This window comes from Rhizobium sp. TH2 (assembly GCF_024707525.1).
Lineage (GTDB): Bacteria > Pseudomonadota > Alphaproteobacteria > Rhizobiales > Rhizobiaceae > Rhizobium_E.
The window spans coordinates 174,223-189,345 of sequence record NZ_CP062233.1; the positions used below are offsets into that span (position 1 = coordinate 174,223).

Below are 15,123 nucleotides of genomic sequence, written 5' to 3' on the forward strand. Positions count from 1 at the left end.
CGCAAGTTGACACAGCGCACGTGGAGTCAAGCGGTTCGACGGCCCCGTTTCCTTAGTGGACCGTGCCGTGAATCTCGCCATCAAGCGAAACGGCAGACCAGATCATTGTCACCGACACTCCACTCTCCACTATTGGCTGGACGGCTTTGAGAACGGCCATTTTTGCTTCCGCAGACAGGTCCGGCAAAACATGCACTTCCACCGAAGGCGAATGTTTTTCATTTCCGTCGCCAAGAGCCGCTTCAGGAAGAATGTATATGACCTGACCAATAGTAATCCAGTCGTTGAGAATTGCCGAGAGTACCGCACTGGCATTGGTCGCGACGGAACTTGCCTCATCGAACGTCATGCTTACCGTCCTCCACATTAATGGATCGAAGGAGCCGGACGGCCTTGTGAGCGACGCATTCAAACTTTGCCGGGATGAAACGCCTGGCTTCTTTGGAAGCCACGTCCGGTGCTCATTGGGGCACAAGCGCCACTTAACGTTCGCGTAGCAAAATAGTTTCCGTGCGATTTAGGACCGAAGGCTGCCTGGCAACATCCGCCAGTCTTTGTACGGATAGTGCTCCCAGCACCACCAGTCCGTCATCTTTGCGCCGCCCTGGTATCGATCGAAACCGAACCCGCCCCACTTAGCGCATCCTGCGTGAATACAATGGTGGTTGATCGGCGGAAGTATGATGGTCTCGTCAGTCATACTTTGGGCCTCAAGTGCATCTCGATGAGCTCGCGTGCGGCACGGAATACGCCGCTATCGTCATCCATCTGGCCCTCCTCAAGCGACATCAAGGCTCGCTCGTAAATGTCTCGCTGAGCTCCTTCGCTCAAAGCGCCAATGCGACGAAGATGGCTAACGAGCTCGACCAAGACGGCGGATGTCGAAAGCGCGACCGCGCCTGCGGAAAGAACTGCGGGATCCATGGTCATTCCTTCTCCCGTGCCGGTATCAAATTGAATTTAGCAAGTAGAAAGCCTACCGCGTCGTGCGTCATTTCGGCGCCTTGCCAAGGCGAGCTAGTGCCTTTGCAATCTGGCGATCGGTTTCGGCGTTGGCCCGATCTGCAAGCAGCAGATTATCGGCAAGCGCGATTAGGGCGCTGGTCACATCAGACATGGACCAACCGGCTTCCGCGCCTTGATGCAGCGGCGGCTGCTCGATATCGATGCTTTACTCGGTTGCAACTTGCGTCGCGTCGCCATTCCGCCTTAGATTGGTGAGCAACGAGGAGGGCGCAATGTCGCGGATCGTCGAAGGGTTTAAGAATCAGGTCTGGATAATCAGGGAGATGAAGGGGAACGCCGTAATTCGCGAGTTCAAACGTCCCGTTCAACAGGCGAACGAGAATGATATCATTATCCTCATCGAGACATTAGCCCGCAACCATTTAACGGCCGAGGAAGCCGAACGCTCGCCAGATCTATGGCGCCATCACAAGGACAGCGGGGGCAACCGACTGATCTTTTCCGCTGGTCAGAACCCACACTACGTCGCGGCGATGTACCGCTCAGACGAAATTCAGGACCGGTGAAGCTCAAAGCTCAGATCGATATGGTACGAAGATATCCCGGGCCGGAACTTGTTTGTTCGATCGGAATTGAGTCCGGCCATGCAAACGAACCGGAATCCCCACCTATCCGAACTGCTCGCGTATGCGGCGGCGGTAACCTGCATCCTTATCGTCGCTTACATCGTGCTAGGCCATCCTGGCATTGACCCGCCAGCGCTACGCCCATGACACAGGGCCAGGGCCTACTCGTTATCCTGTTAGGAGTTGCGGCCATCGCCATCGGCTTGGCGTTCGTGTTCGGCTTGTTTTAGATCCTTGCCTCAACAGCTTTCGCCTACGAGGACTGGACAAGTTGTCCACTCCAGTTTTGCCGAGGCCATCGCCGCTCCATAGAGCCAACAATAGGTGGATATTTAGGGGGATAGCGCTTTTGCGTAAAACTAAATCCATGACTTATGCGGAAAAAATGGTGCCGCAGAAGATGAAGAGGACGCCCTGTTGCTGGCGATTGCCGGCTTCCCTGCGAAGAGCCAAGCGGATCATGTCTCCAAGGCGCGTCATCTGCTCGCGCGCTCGGATGCCAACAGGTATTGGGTCAATCCGGAACTGTATGGCGCGTTGCTCGCATCATTGGCCGGAGAAAACGATTGAAGACAAACCTGTTCGCTCGTGCCGCCGCTGCCGTCCTGGTGGCGGCGGTAGCTGTGTCAGCTCACGCGATCGACGTTTGCAGCGGCGCAATAGCCGCGTCCGCATTTGTGGCGCGCTGCTTTCCTCTTGCATTTCCGATACGCTCGCACAGAATACCTCATCGCTAAGGAAGAGGATTCTAATATGGCTAGGTTCACGACTGTCAAATACTTCGAAGCCACCGGTCCACTCCAATTCGAGCAGGCTTTCATTAGTTCGGCCAGCAGGTCCAAGGTCGTGTACACCTCACCTGAGGAAGGTTCTGCCATCGTCATTCAGGGCAAGAATCTCAAGTTGGATGATGGTTTCATAGACAGCGGGACGATCACCAAGGTTACTCTCATGAACGGTGACGGTACGGCCTTCCAGATCCACAGCGGCTTCAAAGTTAACGCGGACCACGTTTGGGTTGATTCAACTCCGGCCGACTTCACTGTCGCTTTGCTCGTAACCGCGCAATTTCGCGCTACGAAACACATCGGCGCTGAAATAGACGACACTATCGTGGCTTACACGGGTAACGACATCCTGCTCGGTCGAGGCGGTAGTGACACGTTGGCAGGCGGACGCGGAAATGACCGGCTAACGGGTGGCGAGGGAAGCGACACTTTTGTTTTCAACGTTGAGGGCATCGGTAGAGACAGGATACTGGACTTTGATGCGGATGGCGGCGGTAGCGATCAGGACTACATCAAAGGAACTTTCGCTGACGCCACTGTGACACAGGACGGTGCGAACACGGTCCTCGACTTTGGGGACGGTGACGTGCTCACGCTCTTGAATATCAATACGGCGCAGATCAGCGGAGCAGACTTCGTACCTTGAAAGGCAGTTATATCGAGATGTTCGTCCGGCAACTGCACTCGCCAGGCTTCATCGGTCACGCGCTCATCTGCACATCTCGCTGTGATGTTCGCAATGGCGTTCATGATGGCGACGGTCGCCGAGGCAAGGGACATTTGCAGCGGCGGCGATCGAGCGGCCCGCAGGGTCACCTGCATCTAGGACGGTGACACAGGCTGGCAGCACGGCCGCAAGTGGCCCTGTTACTGGGGATACAACGTCGACGTGGCGGATGTGGGAAAAAGAGGGCAAGGGACAAGCAAGTCCCATAACCTAAGGAACCCAAAATGCAAAAGTTCATCATTGGTGCTACTGCCGCCCTCATCGCCACCGTTTCTATGGCTGCAACCGCCCAGGCCGGCTGGAAGCACGGCCATAACCACGGTTGGAAGTGGAAGCATGGCCATCACAACAAACACTACGGCTTCAAGATCTATTCGGGCTACAACGACGGCTATTGCTTCGTCAAGAAGATCAAGAAATACGACGATTGGGGCAACGTGTACGTCAAGAAGGTTCGCGTCTGCGATTACTGATTATCAGCGCGCCGCTGCCGGTCCGGCTCCTCCCAAGGAGCCGGATTTCGTTTTTGGTATCCCCTAAGGTCGTGAACATTGTTCCTGGGGGACAGCAGCGTGATCCAGGCCATGCCATAACACTGTCTATGAATGAAGGACGCCGACGTGATAGGAGCACGCGGGCGCTCTTGTCGATCAGTCTGGCAGATGGTCGTGACGCCGGCCGAGTGTTGATCGAGGAAGGGCTTGCGCAGCCGTGGCCGAACGTCGGCAATGTCTGGTGCGACGATCCGGTAAAGTAGGCTTCAATCGCTGCCGGGAAAAGTATATTTGCGACGAAGGCTCTTGTCTGCTTCGATGTCTTTTGTAGCTTTCTCGGTTAGAGAAATGAGCGTTCGTTTAGGCCCTTCTTCATTCACTTCGAGGTATCCCCTATCTACGAGAGCTTTGACCGTCGCCGGGCCAGTGCCGTGAATTGCAGTTGTCGGAACCTTTGTTAGCGGTTTTTCGAGGAGGGCGTTCAAGACTCGCTTTTCCATCCATTCTAGCGGCGGGTTGATCGGAGATTTTACGCCGTTCGGCAGAGGTTTCCGCACAAGCGGAAGTTCGCTCAGATTGGGGTATAGCCTAGGATATTTCTCCCACTCACGTTCCGAAAGCAATCGGTCCAGACGGTCCCAGCTTCCGTCGATCCTCTCCGCTCGCTCATCTTCATTCAGCTTCCGCTCAGTTTGTTCACTAAGCGCCCATTCTCGGGAAAGTTTTGTGAGATGCTTTGAGTTTTCGATCGGCTCCAGTACGATTGCCCAGCCGGGGTATGATGGCACGTCCATAAAAACTCGCTCTGCGACCCTGTAGAAATCATTCCCGGGCCGGCCTAGGCGACTAACGCAGATAACGTCACCTAACCCAGGACAGACTCCAAAGTATTGGTATTCGTGCTCGGAAATCAAATCCAATGCGCCGCGCTCGTCTCGGATGAAGAGCCCCACCGTAAGGTCCGACAATGCCGTAATCCGTTTCTAGAGATCTATCTCCCAACCTGCGGGGCGGACGATTTCCTTCACATCGGTACAGGGTGTGATTTCAAGGACCATGCCGTCCAACTCAACCTTGATTTTCACACTCTCACTTTTTGCGACGGCGGCAAGGCGCTTCAGGTCAGCTTGTTTGATACGGGCGGGAATAGTCATGCTTTGCCTTTCGATCATGTCACGTTAGGTGTGGCGCTCCCGCGAGCATAACCTTGGTTCTGAATAGTTTCGAGCGTCGTCAAGCACGGTCCACGATTTCGAATGGATTGGCGAATTGATTGACGCTTGCGCGCCGAAGTCGGGTCCTCGCGGTCCTTATAAAAAGCGCATTACGTAGCCATATAACACACGGTTTCGCGCAAGCCTCAAATCAGATACAATCAAGAAAAGCGTAATTTGGGAGACGGTCCATGCCATCGGCACGCGACGTAGCGCAATACATTTTGGAAACGCGCGGCCCTATGACCGTCATGAAGGTGCAAAAGCTCGTCTATTACAGCCAGGCTTGGTCTTTAGTTTGGGATGATGATAGGCTTTTTGCTGAGCCCATCGAAGCATGGAAGAATGGGCCTGTCGTCCGTGATCTATGGGAGGCAACACGCGGCAGCTTTCGCGCTGACCACATCCCAAATGGAAATCCAGCCAATCTTAGTGACATCCAACGCGAGACGGTCAATCTTGTTTTGGATTTTTACGGCCCAAAGGATGCTCAATGGCTTAGCGACCTCACCCATATGGAGGCGCCGTGGGCCGAAGCTTACGCGAAGGGTCAAAATACAGAAATTGGCCTCGATCGGATGAGCGAATATTATTCATCTTTGCCAGGATGAAAAAAAGCGAAGCCCGCATAGCCAGAGGAGAAGCCAAGAGACTTGCTGAAATAGAGAAATCGGCAAGACTTAGGGAGAGGATTCCTGCGGGCGGCGTTCGCTTAGATGAAACCTTATCCTCGCCTAAGACGGCGCGTGCAGGAGAAAATCCTGGCTCCATATTCGGGATGAGAATGGAGTGGACGCAAGATGGGGCAGATTTGATCGACGCTTGGTCTTGGGGCACCGCGCGACAATGGTCAGAAGATGACTGGAATGGAAACGTTCTGCCCAAACTTCAAGAATGGGAGAAGTTGACGTGGGCGGAAATCGACAGACCATCGTCCGACAGTGGGCATAAGATGCACCACAACATGGATACCCCCGAAATCTGCGAGGAAGCACAGTTTCGATTGCTGGAAATCGAACGGCATGCAGATGTCATTTTCCGATTCCGCCTCGGCAACAAGCGTCGGCTTTGGGGACATCGTATCGTGAACAAATTTGAAATCGTTTGGTATGACCCCACGCACGGCATCTACCCAACAGATCCAGACTGAAATTCAAACTGAGACACTACCCACGGTCTCAGACAATTCCATTGCCGGCACTTTCGTCGGCAGAGCGCCGAACTGAGGAGGCACAGTGATAATCTCCACCGATCAAATGTTCGTGAAGAAATCGAGCGATACTGTGCTGAGGTGGGGAAGAGGGTGGGGAAGCAATCGGGCTGTTCTGAGAACAACCAATTATATCAAGTCTTTAAGCAAATAAAATGGCGGACAGTGCGGCATCTTTCGTCATCTTGGCCGGGCCTTTGTCTCAGCTGACCTATCCCCGCGAGTTGCACGGCCCGATGCTTTGCGATTCGTTACTGAAGGTGTCAAGGCAGCGGTTGTGCGTCGTATGCGAGGACCGAGCGCCGCAGGCCTCGATGTTCAGGGTGTCCCGCATCCAGTCATGTTCTCCCACCCGTCGCCGATGATCTGAAACCACTTTCGTCGAAACAATTGCAAGTAGCGCGTTTAGGTGTAAAGTTTGCGAGCTATCGGGAGTTCTCTTCATGAATCCCGGGCGGTTGTTACTTCGGGCCGGCTGAGAGGGGAGCACTCGATGGGTCAGTTGACGTCCGGCGAACGCACTTTAGGGGCCGCGATTCTGATCGTGTTGGCGATTTTGGGAATCGCCATGGCAGCGGTTGGCCAGAACGACCCGTTGGGCACCCACGGCGGTATGATTTTTCTCGTCAGCGTCGGCTTGCTGTTCGTCTTGATTTCAAGCTCCTTCGGGCCAGAGCCCGACCCGGCCCGCTTCAGCAAATACTACGACGACCCCATCAAGGTGGGCGTGGCGCTTACGCTTATCTGGGCGATTTTCGGAATGTTCATCGGTGTTTGGGCGGCGGCGCAGCTCGCTTGGCCAAGCCTGAACTTTGACACTGCTTGGGCGAGCTTCGGCCGAATCCGTCCGGCTCATACCTCCGGCGTCATCTTCGGCTTCGGCGGGAATGCACTGATCACCACCTCATACCACGTGGTTCAGCGGACATCCCGCGCGCGCCTGGCCGACCAGTTCTCCCCCTGGTTCGTGCTTCTGGGTTTCAATCTGTTCTGCCTGATCGCGATCTCCGGCTATTTCATGGGCGTCACCCAGTCCAAGGAGTACGCGGAGGCGGAATGGTACGCGGACATCTGGCTGGTGATCGTCTGGGTAGCCTACTTCATCCTTTTTGTGAGAACTCTGGCGCGCCGTAAAGAGCCGCACATATATGTCGCCAACTGGTATTACCTGGCGTTCATTCTCGTCGTCGCCATTCTCCATATCGTGAACAACCTCGCGGTGCCCATCTCGTTTGCGCATGCGAAGAGTTATACGGTCTGGGCCGGAGTGCAGGACTCCATGGTCCAGTGGTGGTACGGTCACAATGCCGTTGCCTTTTTTCTCACTGCGGGCTTCCTGGGGATGCTCTACTACTATCTTCCCAAGCGAGCCCAACGGCCGATATTCTCGTACCGCCTTTCGATCCTGAGCTTCTGGGGGATCACCTTCTTCTACATGTGGGCGGGGTCGCACCACCTGCATTACACCGCGCTGCCGCACTGGGTGCAAAATCTGGGGATGACGTTCTCGGTGATGCTGCTGGTGCCGTCCTGGGCTTCGGCGGGCAATGCGTTGCTCACGCTCAACGGCGCATGGGACAAGGTGCGGGACGACGCAACGCTGCGCTTCATGATGATGGCCGCCTTCTTCTACGGTCTCTCGACTTTCGAGGGGTCATTCATGGCGATTCGCCCGGTGAATTCGCTCTCGCACTATACGGACTGGACGGTCGGTCACGTGCATGCGGGAGCACTGGGCTGGGTTGCGATGATCACATTCGGAGCGCTCTACACACTCGTCCCATCGATCTGGAAACGAGAGAGGATGTATTCGGCGGGCTTGGTCGAGTTGCACTTCTGGCTCGCGCTCGTTGGAACACTGATTTACGTCTTCGCAATGTGGAACTCGGGCATCATCCAGGGCTTGATGTGGCGGACCTACACGCAGGACGACACCTTGGCTTACTCTTTCGTCGATACCCTTGTGGCGATGTATCCTTATTACATCGCGCGTGCATTCGGCGGTCTGCTTTTCCTGATCGGCGCGATCGTCGCAGCCTACAATGTCTGGATGACCGTTCGGACGCCGGAGCCCGCGCCATCGTCGGCGGGAGAGGACTTGCCTCTCGGCGATCGCCCTGTCGCAACCCCATTGCCTGCGGAGTAGATCGATGCCGGATCTCATGCACGGGAAGCTGGAACGGTCGGCCACGGGGCTCATGCTCGCCATCGTCGCTGCCGCCAGCGTCGGCGGTATCGTGGAGATCGCGCCTCTCTTCACGGTTGATGATACGGTCGAGCAGGTGAAAGATATGCGGCTCTACACTCCCTTAGAGCTTGCCGGGCGCGACGTCTACGTTCGCGAGGGCTGTTACGCCTGTCATAGCCAGATGATCAGGACGTTGCGCGACGAAGTCGAGCGGTATGGGCCTTACTCTCTCGCCGTCGAGTCGCAATACGATCACCCGATGCTTTGGGGTTCCAAACGAACGGGACCGGACCTCGCACGCATTGGCGGCAAATATTCGGACTTCTGGCATGTCGCCCACCTGATAAATCCGCGTGACGTCGTGCCGGAATCCAACATGCCGTCATATAGTTGGTTGGCCACCACGCCGCTGGATGTCCGCGATCTCCCGCTCAAGCTTCAAGCCCAGAGATATGTTGGAGTACCCTATACAGACGCGATGATCGCTAACGCGTCGAGCGACGCCCACGGGCAAGCTGTGCCAGACAGCGATCAGGCTACGGGCGTTTCCGAACGTTACGGAGAAGCGACCCAGATTTCAGCTTTCGACGGCGTGACGACGAATGTCACGGAGATGGATGCACTCGTCGCCTATCTCCAAGTGCTCGGTCAGTTGACGAAAGCCGCATACGAAAATCCCGCAACATCGGAACAGGTGCCCAACCCGAATGACTAGGAGGATGACGCGATGGAGTTCACTCACGAAACGCTGGTCGAAGCCTCCAAGACATGGGGCCTGTTCTATCTGATCGGTTTTTCGATCTGCGTAGTCATTTACACCTTCTTGCCATCGAACAAAAAGCGGTTTGAAAGCGCGGAGAAGGAGATATTCGACGAGGAAGATGGCCCATGGAAGTAGAAGAGGTCGATCCCGTCAGCGGCCGGAAAACGACGGGACACATCTGGAACGGCATCAAAGAGTTGGATACGCCGATCCCCCGGGGCGTTTTGTTGTTTCTGATTGTCACGCATATTTTCGCGGTGCTTTGGTGGTTCCTGCTTCCGACGTGGCCACTCGGCAAGACCTACACGAAGGGGTTTCTGGGCTTGAACCAGAAGACCACTGTGGAAGAGACGCTGCGTGAGGGTGTGAACGCTCGCTTGCCGTGGGTCAAGAAGATCGAGACCATGTCATACGACCAGATAAGGGCTGACGAGGGGCTCATGACGACGATTCGCACCACGGGTCACCAGCTCTTCGGCGACAACTGCGCCGCCTGTCACGGTCGAGACGGCAAGGGCGGCAGCAACTACCCGGACCTGACCGATGACGACTGGATTTGGGGCGGGGGTCCGGAGAAAATCCAGCAGACCCTGACAGTGGGCATCAATTCGCGGCATTCCGAGACCCGCGTCGGCCTGATGCCGGCGTTCGGGAAGGACGAGATGCTTGACCGCCAGCAGGTGCTCGACGTCGCCGCATATGTCAGGTCGCTGAGCGACCCTTCTTCGTCCACGGCCGAGAATGTCGGCCAAATCGACAAAGGCCGTGAGGTGTTCCAGACCAGCTGCGTCGCATGCCACGGCAAGGACGCAAAAGGCAATCCCGAATTGGGCGCGCCGAACCTCACCGACAACCGATGGATTTATGGCGGCAGCCTCCAGGGGATCATCGATACGATACATGGCGGACGGCAAGGCCACATGCCAACCTGGGACGAACGCTTGTCGCCGGCCGAGATCAAAATCCTGGCGCTTTACGTAAACGCGCTGGGGCAAAAGGAGCCGTGAATGGCAGAGACGGCGACTGCGAAACGAGGATGGCTCTGGCCGCTGTGGTTGCTTGCAACAGCTGTGCTGGTGGTATTGGTCGCGAACGCGCATCTCGTCTACGTGGCCGTTTCAACGCAGCCCGACTGTGTTGCCCATCTCAAGGACAGGGGTGACGCGCCAGGACAGTACCGCGCCGCCAAATCGGCATGTTGATGTCAGGAGATTGTGATGGCCACTAGAGAAAACACGCCCGGGCTGGTCTCCGAGGTTTCGGGCATCGAGGAGACCCGCAATGTCAAATATCAGCGCGACCTGTCCTATGGTGCGCCATTTCGTTGGCTCGGGTCCGGATGGCACGATCTGTGGACCAATCCCGTCCCGAGCTTGCTCTACGGGGCGGTGGTGTTCGTCGGCTCGCTTGTGTTCATCGTTTATATGATCGATACAGGACGCGACTATTTTCTCTTTCCGGCATTGGCGGGCTTCATGATCGTCGGCCCTCTCGTGGCCGCCGGGCTTTATCTCAAGAGCCGGAATATCGAGAAGGGAGAGCGGGTCACACTCTACTCGATGATAGCTGTCCAGCCTCGCGCGGGCGCGCAGGTGTTCTTCACCGGAATGCTTCTTACAATGCTGATGCTTCTCTGGATGCGGGCCGCCGTTATCGTCTACGCACTGTTCTTCGGCGTGCGGCCATTCCCGGGATTGGACCACGTGACGGAGATGTTGCTCACGACTCCCACAGGCTGGGCGATGCTCGTCGTCGGCACTGTCGTCGGAGCGCTGTTCGCCGCATTCGCATTCGCCGTCAGCGTATTCTCGATTCCGATGCTTCTGGACCGCCAGGTCGATGCGCTGACCGCGATGGGCGTGAGCATGGCGATGGTCTGGAACAATCTCAATCCCATGCTCATCTGGGGTGCGATCGTCCTCGCCCTGTTTCTACTCAGTGTCGCGACCGGACTCGTCGGGCTGATCATCATCTTCCCCTGGCTTGGTCACGCGACCTGGCACGCCTACAAAGAAATGCGGTAGCCTGTGATGACCTGCTGCTCCTCCGGCATAGGACTGGCTGGCACAGAACGGGAAAGCCGATGCACGCCTACGGAACTCGCTCTCTCCAGCAAGGTTTTGGGTGGGGGACTTCGGCAGTCGACATTGTCTGTTCCAGAGATGCATTGCGCCTCCTGCATTCGCTCGATCGAAAGGGCGCTATCGGCGGTCGATGGGGTCGAAGTAGCCCGCGCGAACCTTTCCACGCGGACGGTCGTCGCGAACTGGAGAACCAAAAAGGGACAAGCGCCTGATCTTGTCCGCACGCTTGCGGATATCGGATACTCCTCACATCTGCCTAGTTCCGAGGTGGATGGCGAGGATCGGGTGCAGGCCCACCTTTTGCGTGCGCTCGCAGTTGCGGGCTTCTGTGCCATGAATATCATGCTGCTGTCCGTATCGGTCTGGGCGGGTGCGGATGTGGGCACGCGACAGGCCTTTCATATGCTGTCGGCAGGCCTGGCTCTCCCCGCGATCCTCTACGCGGGGAGTTCGTTTTACATTTCGGCATGGCGCGCACTTATGCATGGCCGGATGAACATGGACGTGCCCATCAGCGTGGGCGTGCTTCTGTCATTCGGTCTAAGCGTTTATGACACTATCACGAATGCGCCGCAGGCCTACTTCGAGGCCGGCACATCCCTCTTGTTCGTGCTGCTGGGGGGACGTCTGCTTGACCACATGATGCGGAGCAAAGCGAAGTCCGCAGTGGCCGGATTGGCGCGCTTAATGCCGCGAGGCGCTAACGTCGTATCGCATGACGGATCGGTCGATTATCTTCCCCTGGCCGACGTTCAGCCGGAGATGCGGCTGCTGGTGACTGCCGGGAGCCGAGTGCCGACGGACGGGATCGTTGTCGAAGGTCGATCCGAACTCGACGGATCGCTCGTTACTGGCGAAAGTGCATGGAGGTCCATCGATCTTGGCAGCGCAGTGCGCGCAGGTGAGATCAACTGCGGCGGTCCGTTCATGCTCACGTCCTCCGTCGCTCCTGAAGACTCGCTGCTGTCGGAAATGGCAAGCATGCTCGCGACCGCCGAGGATGGCCGTTCACACTATCGTCGGCTCGCGGACCGGGCGGCTTCACTGTATGCTCCAGTGGTGCACTCCTTGTCATTTCTTGCGTTTGCCGGGTGGCTTTATTCCTCTGGGGACATTCATCGCGCGCTGACGATTGCAATAGCCGTCCTCGTCATAACCTGCCCCTGCGCATTGGGTCTTGCTGTTCCCATGGTCCAAGTCGTGCTCGCCCGCCGCTTGTTCGATCGGGGATTGATGGCAACTGAAGGGTCGGCGTTCGAACGGCTGGCCGAAATCGATACGGTGGTGTTCGACAAAACCGGAACGATAACCACGGGAGACCCCGCGTTGCTGAACCCCGACCAGATATCCGAGGCACACCTCGCTATCGCCGGATCGATGGGACGACTGTCGGCGCATCCGGTGTCGAAAGCGTTGTGGATGTCTCAAACCAAATTGGGATTGGAGGTCGTGGCCTTCGATGACGTGCAGGAGATCGTGGGATTTGGGCTCGAAGCATCCATCGGCGCCGACATCTATCGTCTGGGAAGGAGGAATTGGGCGGCTAGCCCCGTCACGTCGCCCATCGTCAACCCCGCGTCCAGCGTCGTGCTTTCAAAGAACGGCGAGCCACTGACAGATTTCGTGTTCGGCGAAACAGTACGCCCGGGCACTATCGGCTTGGTCCAAGCCCTGCGGTCCAGGCGGATCGACGTTCAAATCCTATCCGGAGATTCCCGGCAGGCCGTCGCATTCATTGCCCGCTCCGTGGGAATCGAAAGGTTCGAGTCCGAGCTGCTGCCAGGTGAAAAAGTTAGGGCGATCACTGATTTGCAGTCCAACGGCCTCAGGGTTTTGATGGTCGGCGACGGAATAAACGATGCGCCGTCATTGCGCGCAGCGCATGTTTCGATGGCGCCATCGTCGGCGAGTGATATCGGCCGGAGTGCCGCGGACTTCGTGTTCCTGGATAACAGCCTGTTTGTCGTCTTCGAGGCGATGGAGGCCGCGAGAATGGCCGCGAGGCTTGTCAAACAGAACTTCGGGCTTGCGGTTGTCTACAACGCACTCAGCCTTCCGCTCGCGCTGGCAGGGTTTGTGACGCCTCTCATGGCGGCGGTTGCCATGTCGACGTCTTCCATACTCGTCGTGGCGAATGCGCTGAGGTTGGCCGCGCCAGTGGCGGAAAAGAGCCGAGATCAAGCCTTGCGGTCAAGCCAACTCGCAGAGGTGCCGACATGAATGCACTTATGGTCCTGGTGCCTCTCACCATCGCGATGGGTGCGGCCGGGCTGCTGGCGTTCCTATGGTCCATGCGAGCGAAGCAATACGATGACCTCGACGGAGCGGCCGAACGGATACTGCTCGACGACGAAGACGGAAGCGTTTGATTTACGCTGACAACAAACACATATCCCACACGTTGGGGGACAGAACGATAGGAGTGAGATATGAGCGAGGAAATGGGCGCAAGAGCACGCGTGACGCCATCTCATGTGGAAGGTAGTCCTCATATGCGCGTCGTTGATCCGTCCGATGCGGTAACGGGTCTTGGTTTCGTGTTTGGCACCGTCGGTGCGCTTTTCGGTGTGGTGGCAGCCCTGTTTGTGTCACCGGGCATAAGCTTTGCACTGCTGGGTTATTGTCTCCTAGCCGCTTTAGCTGGCGGGTCGGCGGGGATTGTCACTGGTGGTTTGGTCGGCGCGATATTTGCGGTGATGCGCGGAGTGACATCGCACCGCGACGCACCGAAACGAGATACGATCTGAGTCTCTCGATCAAGACGGATGGTAGGTCTCGAAATGGTGGGATTATGACGGGGATGTTCAACTTGAGCCGCCTGGGGTCTGGCCGCTCTTGGTGCACAATAGACGACTGCGGTCTGTCTGGTTCCGAAGCTGCATGCCGGCGCAGAAACGCCCAATTTTCGATCTTCCGCCGCCACCTCCCCCGATACGCGAATTGCCAAACTTACCTTTCCATGGTTCAGGGAACGACGAGGTATTGCGGCGACGGATCGATCGTCGTGCCGGGGCCGTAGTTGACCAGATAGGCGTCGATCCAGATTCTCTTGCGATCGCGCCGACCAGGACCGAAGGCTTGGTTCTTGTAATGGCCGGAACGCACATGCGGCTTAACGTGGCCGCGGCCCTCTTCGTAGGCGTGTTCTTTGCCATGCCGATCAGTGACGTAACCGATATGCACGGTGACGTAATCATTGGTGATCGGTGGTTTACCCCTCTTGATCCGCGCGGCATCGAGCTTCGGACTGATTGGGGCGGGTGTTCGGGTGATGATGCCGCGTACATGCAGCGTCATGGCGAGGCAGAGCGCTATTCCAGCCGTTGGTCCATACGAGTCGATGAATGAGCGCAATTGCGGCGATGCGACTGGGCCGTGGTATCGCTGAACAATAGCTCCTCCGTCCGGGTTGAACGAAGCTGGGAAATGATCTCCGAAGACAATACTGCGGCTGGCGCGGGAATAATGGAAGGCTGGCCATATGCGATAGCTGTTGGCTCCGGCTCCCTCGATCAGCCAAAATATGCGTTCCTCCGAATTTTCCTCCCATTCAACAAGCATGGTGTCGTACGGAAGCTCGGTGCGGTCCGCGTCGATCGCAACAGCCACGGCATGAGCATAGTCGCCGGAATGCTCCACGAGCCACTCGATCACATCACGTGAAAAAACAGATTTTGGCGCACTCTGCATACGGACAAAAACCTCCGCCGCTCCCGGAAAATTGCTATGCGGCAGGAAGCGCAGGTCGTGAAAACGGCTAACCGGCAATTTCGTCTCCCTTAGATCAACGAGCAACGCTCGAGACTTTACCTGTTCGGCATGCCCAAGTCTTTCCGTGCCCGTGAAAGGGCCGGAATATTTCAACGCGCTTACGTTAGAGTGTAGCTACGCCTTGGACTCGAGGGTGGCGGGCCTCCTGGCTGCCTCAGAGCGATTGACCGCTTTCAAGAAGGCAAGCAGGTGATGTAAATCACCGGAATGAGGGCGCTTTGCCGTCCGGCTGTTCCGGGGCCAGGAGCAGGCGGTCCGCGGTTAGGAGTTTAAACGGAAATCGGACATCTTG

The 15,123-nt window shown here is 56.9% G+C and carries 21 protein-coding genes; 15 read left to right on the forward strand and 6 right to left on the reverse strand.

The features are described 5' to 3' along the window. Positions 1 to 52: 52 nt before the first annotated feature. From IHQ71_RS31030 to IHQ71_RS31040, 3 genes are all read right to left on the reverse strand, one after another. Positions 53 to 349, reverse strand: a complete 297-nt coding sequence (locus IHQ71_RS31030) for a hypothetical protein (protein ID WP_258163320.1) — start codon at positions 347 to 349, stop codon at positions 53 to 55. 347 nt (positions 350 to 696) lie between these two features. Then, the gene (locus IHQ71_RS31035; protein WP_258163322.1) at positions 697 to 930 is read right to left on the reverse strand and encodes a hypothetical protein; all 234 of its coding nucleotides are present in this window, start codon (positions 928 to 930) and stop codon (positions 697 to 699) included. A 61-nt stretch (positions 931 to 991) separates the two neighbouring features. Further along, positions 992 to 1,117 (reverse strand): hypothetical protein, encoded by a 126-nt coding sequence (locus tag IHQ71_RS31040; RefSeq protein ID WP_258163323.1) that lies wholly within the window; start codon positions 1,115 to 1,117, stop codon positions 992 to 994. 121 nt (positions 1,118 to 1,238) lie between these two features. Here IHQ71_RS31040 and IHQ71_RS31045 point away from each other — a divergent pair, with 121 nt between their 5' ends. The 4 genes from IHQ71_RS31045 (at position 1,239) to IHQ71_RS31060 (ending at position 3,580) form a co-directional block, all read left to right on the forward strand. Next, complete coding sequence (locus IHQ71_RS31045) at positions 1,239 to 1,532, forward strand: hypothetical protein (RefSeq protein ID WP_258163324.1); 294 nt, start codon at positions 1,239 to 1,241, stop codon at positions 1,530 to 1,532. A gap of 477 nt (positions 1,533 to 2,009) precedes the next feature. Then, on the forward strand, positions 2,010 to 2,162 hold the full coding sequence (locus IHQ71_RS31050) for a hypothetical protein (RefSeq protein WP_258163327.1): 153 nt from the start codon (positions 2,010 to 2,012) through the stop codon (positions 2,160 to 2,162). Between the two features lie 183 nt (positions 2,163 to 2,345). Then, positions 2,346 to 3,026, forward strand: coding sequence for a hypothetical protein (locus IHQ71_RS31055; RefSeq protein ID WP_258163329.1), 681 nt, complete (start codon positions 2,346 to 2,348; stop codon positions 3,024 to 3,026). A 305-nt stretch (positions 3,027 to 3,331) separates the two neighbouring features. Continuing rightward, complete coding sequence (locus IHQ71_RS31060) at positions 3,332 to 3,580, forward strand: hypothetical protein (protein ID WP_258163331.1); 249 nt, start codon at positions 3,332 to 3,334, stop codon at positions 3,578 to 3,580. 287 nt (positions 3,581 to 3,867) lie between these two features. Here the strand turns inward: IHQ71_RS31060 and IHQ71_RS31065 are convergent, their stop codons facing one another. After that, entirely contained in the window at positions 3,868 to 4,569 is a 702-nt protein-coding gene (locus IHQ71_RS31065; RefSeq protein ID WP_258163333.1) for a hypothetical protein, read from the reverse strand. Positions 4,570 to 4,584: 15 nt separating this feature from the next. Next, positions 4,585 to 4,755 carry a hypothetical protein gene (locus IHQ71_RS31070; protein ID WP_258163334.1) on the reverse strand — a complete coding sequence of 57 codons (171 nt, stop codon included), beginning with the start codon at positions 4,753 to 4,755 and terminating at the stop codon, positions 4,585 to 4,587. A gap of 251 nt (positions 4,756 to 5,006) precedes the next feature. Here IHQ71_RS31070 and IHQ71_RS31075 point away from each other — a divergent pair, with 251 nt between their 5' ends. From IHQ71_RS31075 to IHQ71_RS31125, 11 genes are all read left to right on the forward strand, one after another. After that, complete coding sequence (locus tag IHQ71_RS31075; RefSeq protein WP_258163335.1) at positions 5,007 to 5,426, forward strand: Panacea domain-containing protein; 420 nt, start codon at positions 5,007 to 5,009, stop codon at positions 5,424 to 5,426. Then, a complete protein-coding gene (locus IHQ71_RS31080) occupies positions 5,423 to 5,965 on the forward strand; it encodes a hypothetical protein (protein WP_258163336.1) in 543 nt (180 codons plus the stop codon). The genes IHQ71_RS31075 and IHQ71_RS31080 overlap by 4 nt, the downstream gene beginning before the upstream one ends. Positions 5,966 to 6,518: 553 nt before the next feature. Next, a complete protein-coding gene (ccoN, locus tag IHQ71_RS31085) occupies positions 6,519 to 8,171 on the forward strand; it encodes a cytochrome-c oxidase, cbb3-type subunit I (protein WP_258163337.1) in 1,653 nt (550 codons plus the stop codon). Between the two features lie 4 nt (positions 8,172 to 8,175). Beyond that, positions 8,176 to 8,928 carry a cytochrome-c oxidase, cbb3-type subunit II gene (ccoO, locus tag IHQ71_RS31090; RefSeq protein WP_258163338.1) on the forward strand — a complete coding sequence of 251 codons (753 nt, stop codon included), beginning with the start codon at positions 8,176 to 8,178 and terminating at the stop codon, positions 8,926 to 8,928. A 12-nt stretch (positions 8,929 to 8,940) separates the two neighbouring features. Continuing rightward, positions 8,941 to 9,111: a cbb3-type cytochrome c oxidase subunit 3 gene (locus IHQ71_RS31095; protein ID WP_258163339.1), complete on the forward strand. Its 171-nt coding sequence runs from the start codon at positions 8,941 to 8,943 to the stop codon at positions 9,109 to 9,111. Beyond that, positions 9,102 to 9,983, forward strand: a complete 882-nt coding sequence (gene ccoP, locus IHQ71_RS31100) for a cytochrome-c oxidase, cbb3-type subunit III (protein ID WP_258163340.1) — start codon at positions 9,102 to 9,104, stop codon at positions 9,981 to 9,983. Before IHQ71_RS31095 ends, ccoP begins: the two co-directional genes overlap by 10 nt. Beyond that, positions 9,984 to 10,178: a hypothetical protein gene (locus tag IHQ71_RS31105; protein WP_258163341.1), complete on the forward strand. Its 195-nt coding sequence runs from the start codon at positions 9,984 to 9,986 to the stop codon at positions 10,176 to 10,178. Between the two features lie 15 nt (positions 10,179 to 10,193). Beyond that, positions 10,194 to 11,000 carry a DUF2189 domain-containing protein gene (locus tag IHQ71_RS31110; RefSeq protein WP_258163342.1) on the forward strand — a complete coding sequence of 269 codons (807 nt, stop codon included), beginning with the start codon at positions 10,194 to 10,196 and terminating at the stop codon, positions 10,998 to 11,000. Positions 11,001 to 11,006: 6 nt separating this feature from the next. After that, entirely contained in the window at positions 11,007 to 13,280 is a 2,274-nt protein-coding gene (locus IHQ71_RS31115; protein ID WP_374990082.1) for a heavy metal translocating P-type ATPase, read from the forward strand. Further along, the gene (gene ccoS / locus IHQ71_RS31120; RefSeq protein ID WP_258163344.1) at positions 13,277 to 13,429 is read left to right on the forward strand and encodes a cbb3-type cytochrome oxidase assembly protein CcoS; all 153 of its coding nucleotides are present in this window, start codon (positions 13,277 to 13,279) and stop codon (positions 13,427 to 13,429) included. Before IHQ71_RS31115 ends, ccoS begins: the two co-directional genes overlap by 4 nt. Positions 13,430 to 13,489: 60 nt before the next feature. After that, on the forward strand, positions 13,490 to 13,807 hold the full coding sequence (locus IHQ71_RS31125; protein ID WP_258163345.1) for a hypothetical protein: 318 nt from the start codon (positions 13,490 to 13,492) through the stop codon (positions 13,805 to 13,807). A 217-nt stretch (positions 13,808 to 14,024) separates the two neighbouring features. On the opposite strand, the gene IHQ71_RS31130 is transcribed toward IHQ71_RS31125, so the two are convergent. After that, positions 14,025 to 14,828, reverse strand: a complete 804-nt coding sequence (locus IHQ71_RS31130; protein WP_258163346.1) for a hypothetical protein — start codon at positions 14,826 to 14,828, stop codon at positions 14,025 to 14,027. Between the last annotated feature and the right edge of the window lie 295 nt (positions 14,829 to 15,123).

Excerpts from the sequence above, each read along its gene's own strand:
- IHQ71_RS31030 (WP_258163320.1), bottom strand. The coding sequence starts at position 349 with ATGACGTTCGATGAGGCAAGTTCCGTCGCGACCAATGCCAGTGCGGTA.
- IHQ71_RS31035 (WP_258163322.1), bottom strand. The coding sequence starts at position 930 with ATGACCATGGATCCCGCAGTTCTTTCCGCAGGCGCGGTCGCGCTTTCG.
- IHQ71_RS31080 (WP_258163336.1), top strand. The coding sequence starts at position 5,423 with ATGAAAAAAAGCGAAGCCCGCATAGCCAGAGGAGAAGCCAAGAGACTT.
- IHQ71_RS31125 (WP_258163345.1), top strand. The coding sequence starts at position 13,490 with ATGAGCGAGGAAATGGGCGCAAGAGCACGCGTGACGCCATCTCATGTG.
- ccoO (WP_258163338.1), top strand. The coding sequence starts at position 8,176 with ATGCCGGATCTCATGCACGGGAAGCTGGAACGGTCGGCCACGGGGCTC.
- IHQ71_RS31105 (WP_258163341.1), top strand. The coding sequence starts at position 9,984 with ATGGCAGAGACGGCGACTGCGAAACGAGGATGGCTCTGGCCGCTGTGG.
- IHQ71_RS31060 (WP_258163331.1), top strand. The coding sequence starts at position 3,332 with ATGCAAAAGTTCATCATTGGTGCTACTGCCGCCCTCATCGCCACCGTT.
- ccoS (WP_258163344.1), top strand. The coding sequence starts at position 13,277 with ATGAATGCACTTATGGTCCTGGTGCCTCTCACCATCGCGATGGGTGCG.
- ccoP (WP_258163340.1), top strand. The coding sequence starts at position 9,102 with ATGGAAGTAGAAGAGGTCGATCCCGTCAGCGGCCGGAAAACGACGGGA.
- IHQ71_RS31075 (WP_258163335.1), top strand. The coding sequence starts at position 5,007 with ATGCCATCGGCACGCGACGTAGCGCAATACATTTTGGAAACGCGCGGC.
- IHQ71_RS31040 (WP_258163323.1), bottom strand. The coding sequence starts at position 1,117 with ATGTCTGATGTGACCAGCGCCCTAATCGCGCTTGCCGATAATCTGCTG.
- ccoN (WP_258163337.1), top strand. The coding sequence starts at position 6,519 with ATGGGTCAGTTGACGTCCGGCGAACGCACTTTAGGGGCCGCGATTCTG.
- IHQ71_RS31110 (WP_258163342.1), top strand. The coding sequence starts at position 10,194 with ATGGCCACTAGAGAAAACACGCCCGGGCTGGTCTCCGAGGTTTCGGGC.
- IHQ71_RS31095 (WP_258163339.1), top strand. The coding sequence starts at position 8,941 with ATGGAGTTCACTCACGAAACGCTGGTCGAAGCCTCCAAGACATGGGGC.
- IHQ71_RS31055 (WP_258163329.1), top strand. The coding sequence starts at position 2,346 with ATGGCTAGGTTCACGACTGTCAAATACTTCGAAGCCACCGGTCCACTC.
- IHQ71_RS31115 (WP_374990082.1), top strand. The coding sequence starts at position 11,007 with ATGACCTGCTGCTCCTCCGGCATAGGACTGGCTGGCACAGAACGGGAA.
- IHQ71_RS31070 (WP_258163334.1), bottom strand. The coding sequence starts at position 4,755 with ATGACTATTCCCGCCCGTATCAAACAAGCTGACCTGAAGCGCCTTGCC.
- IHQ71_RS31045 (WP_258163324.1), top strand. The coding sequence starts at position 1,239 with ATGTCGCGGATCGTCGAAGGGTTTAAGAATCAGGTCTGGATAATCAGG.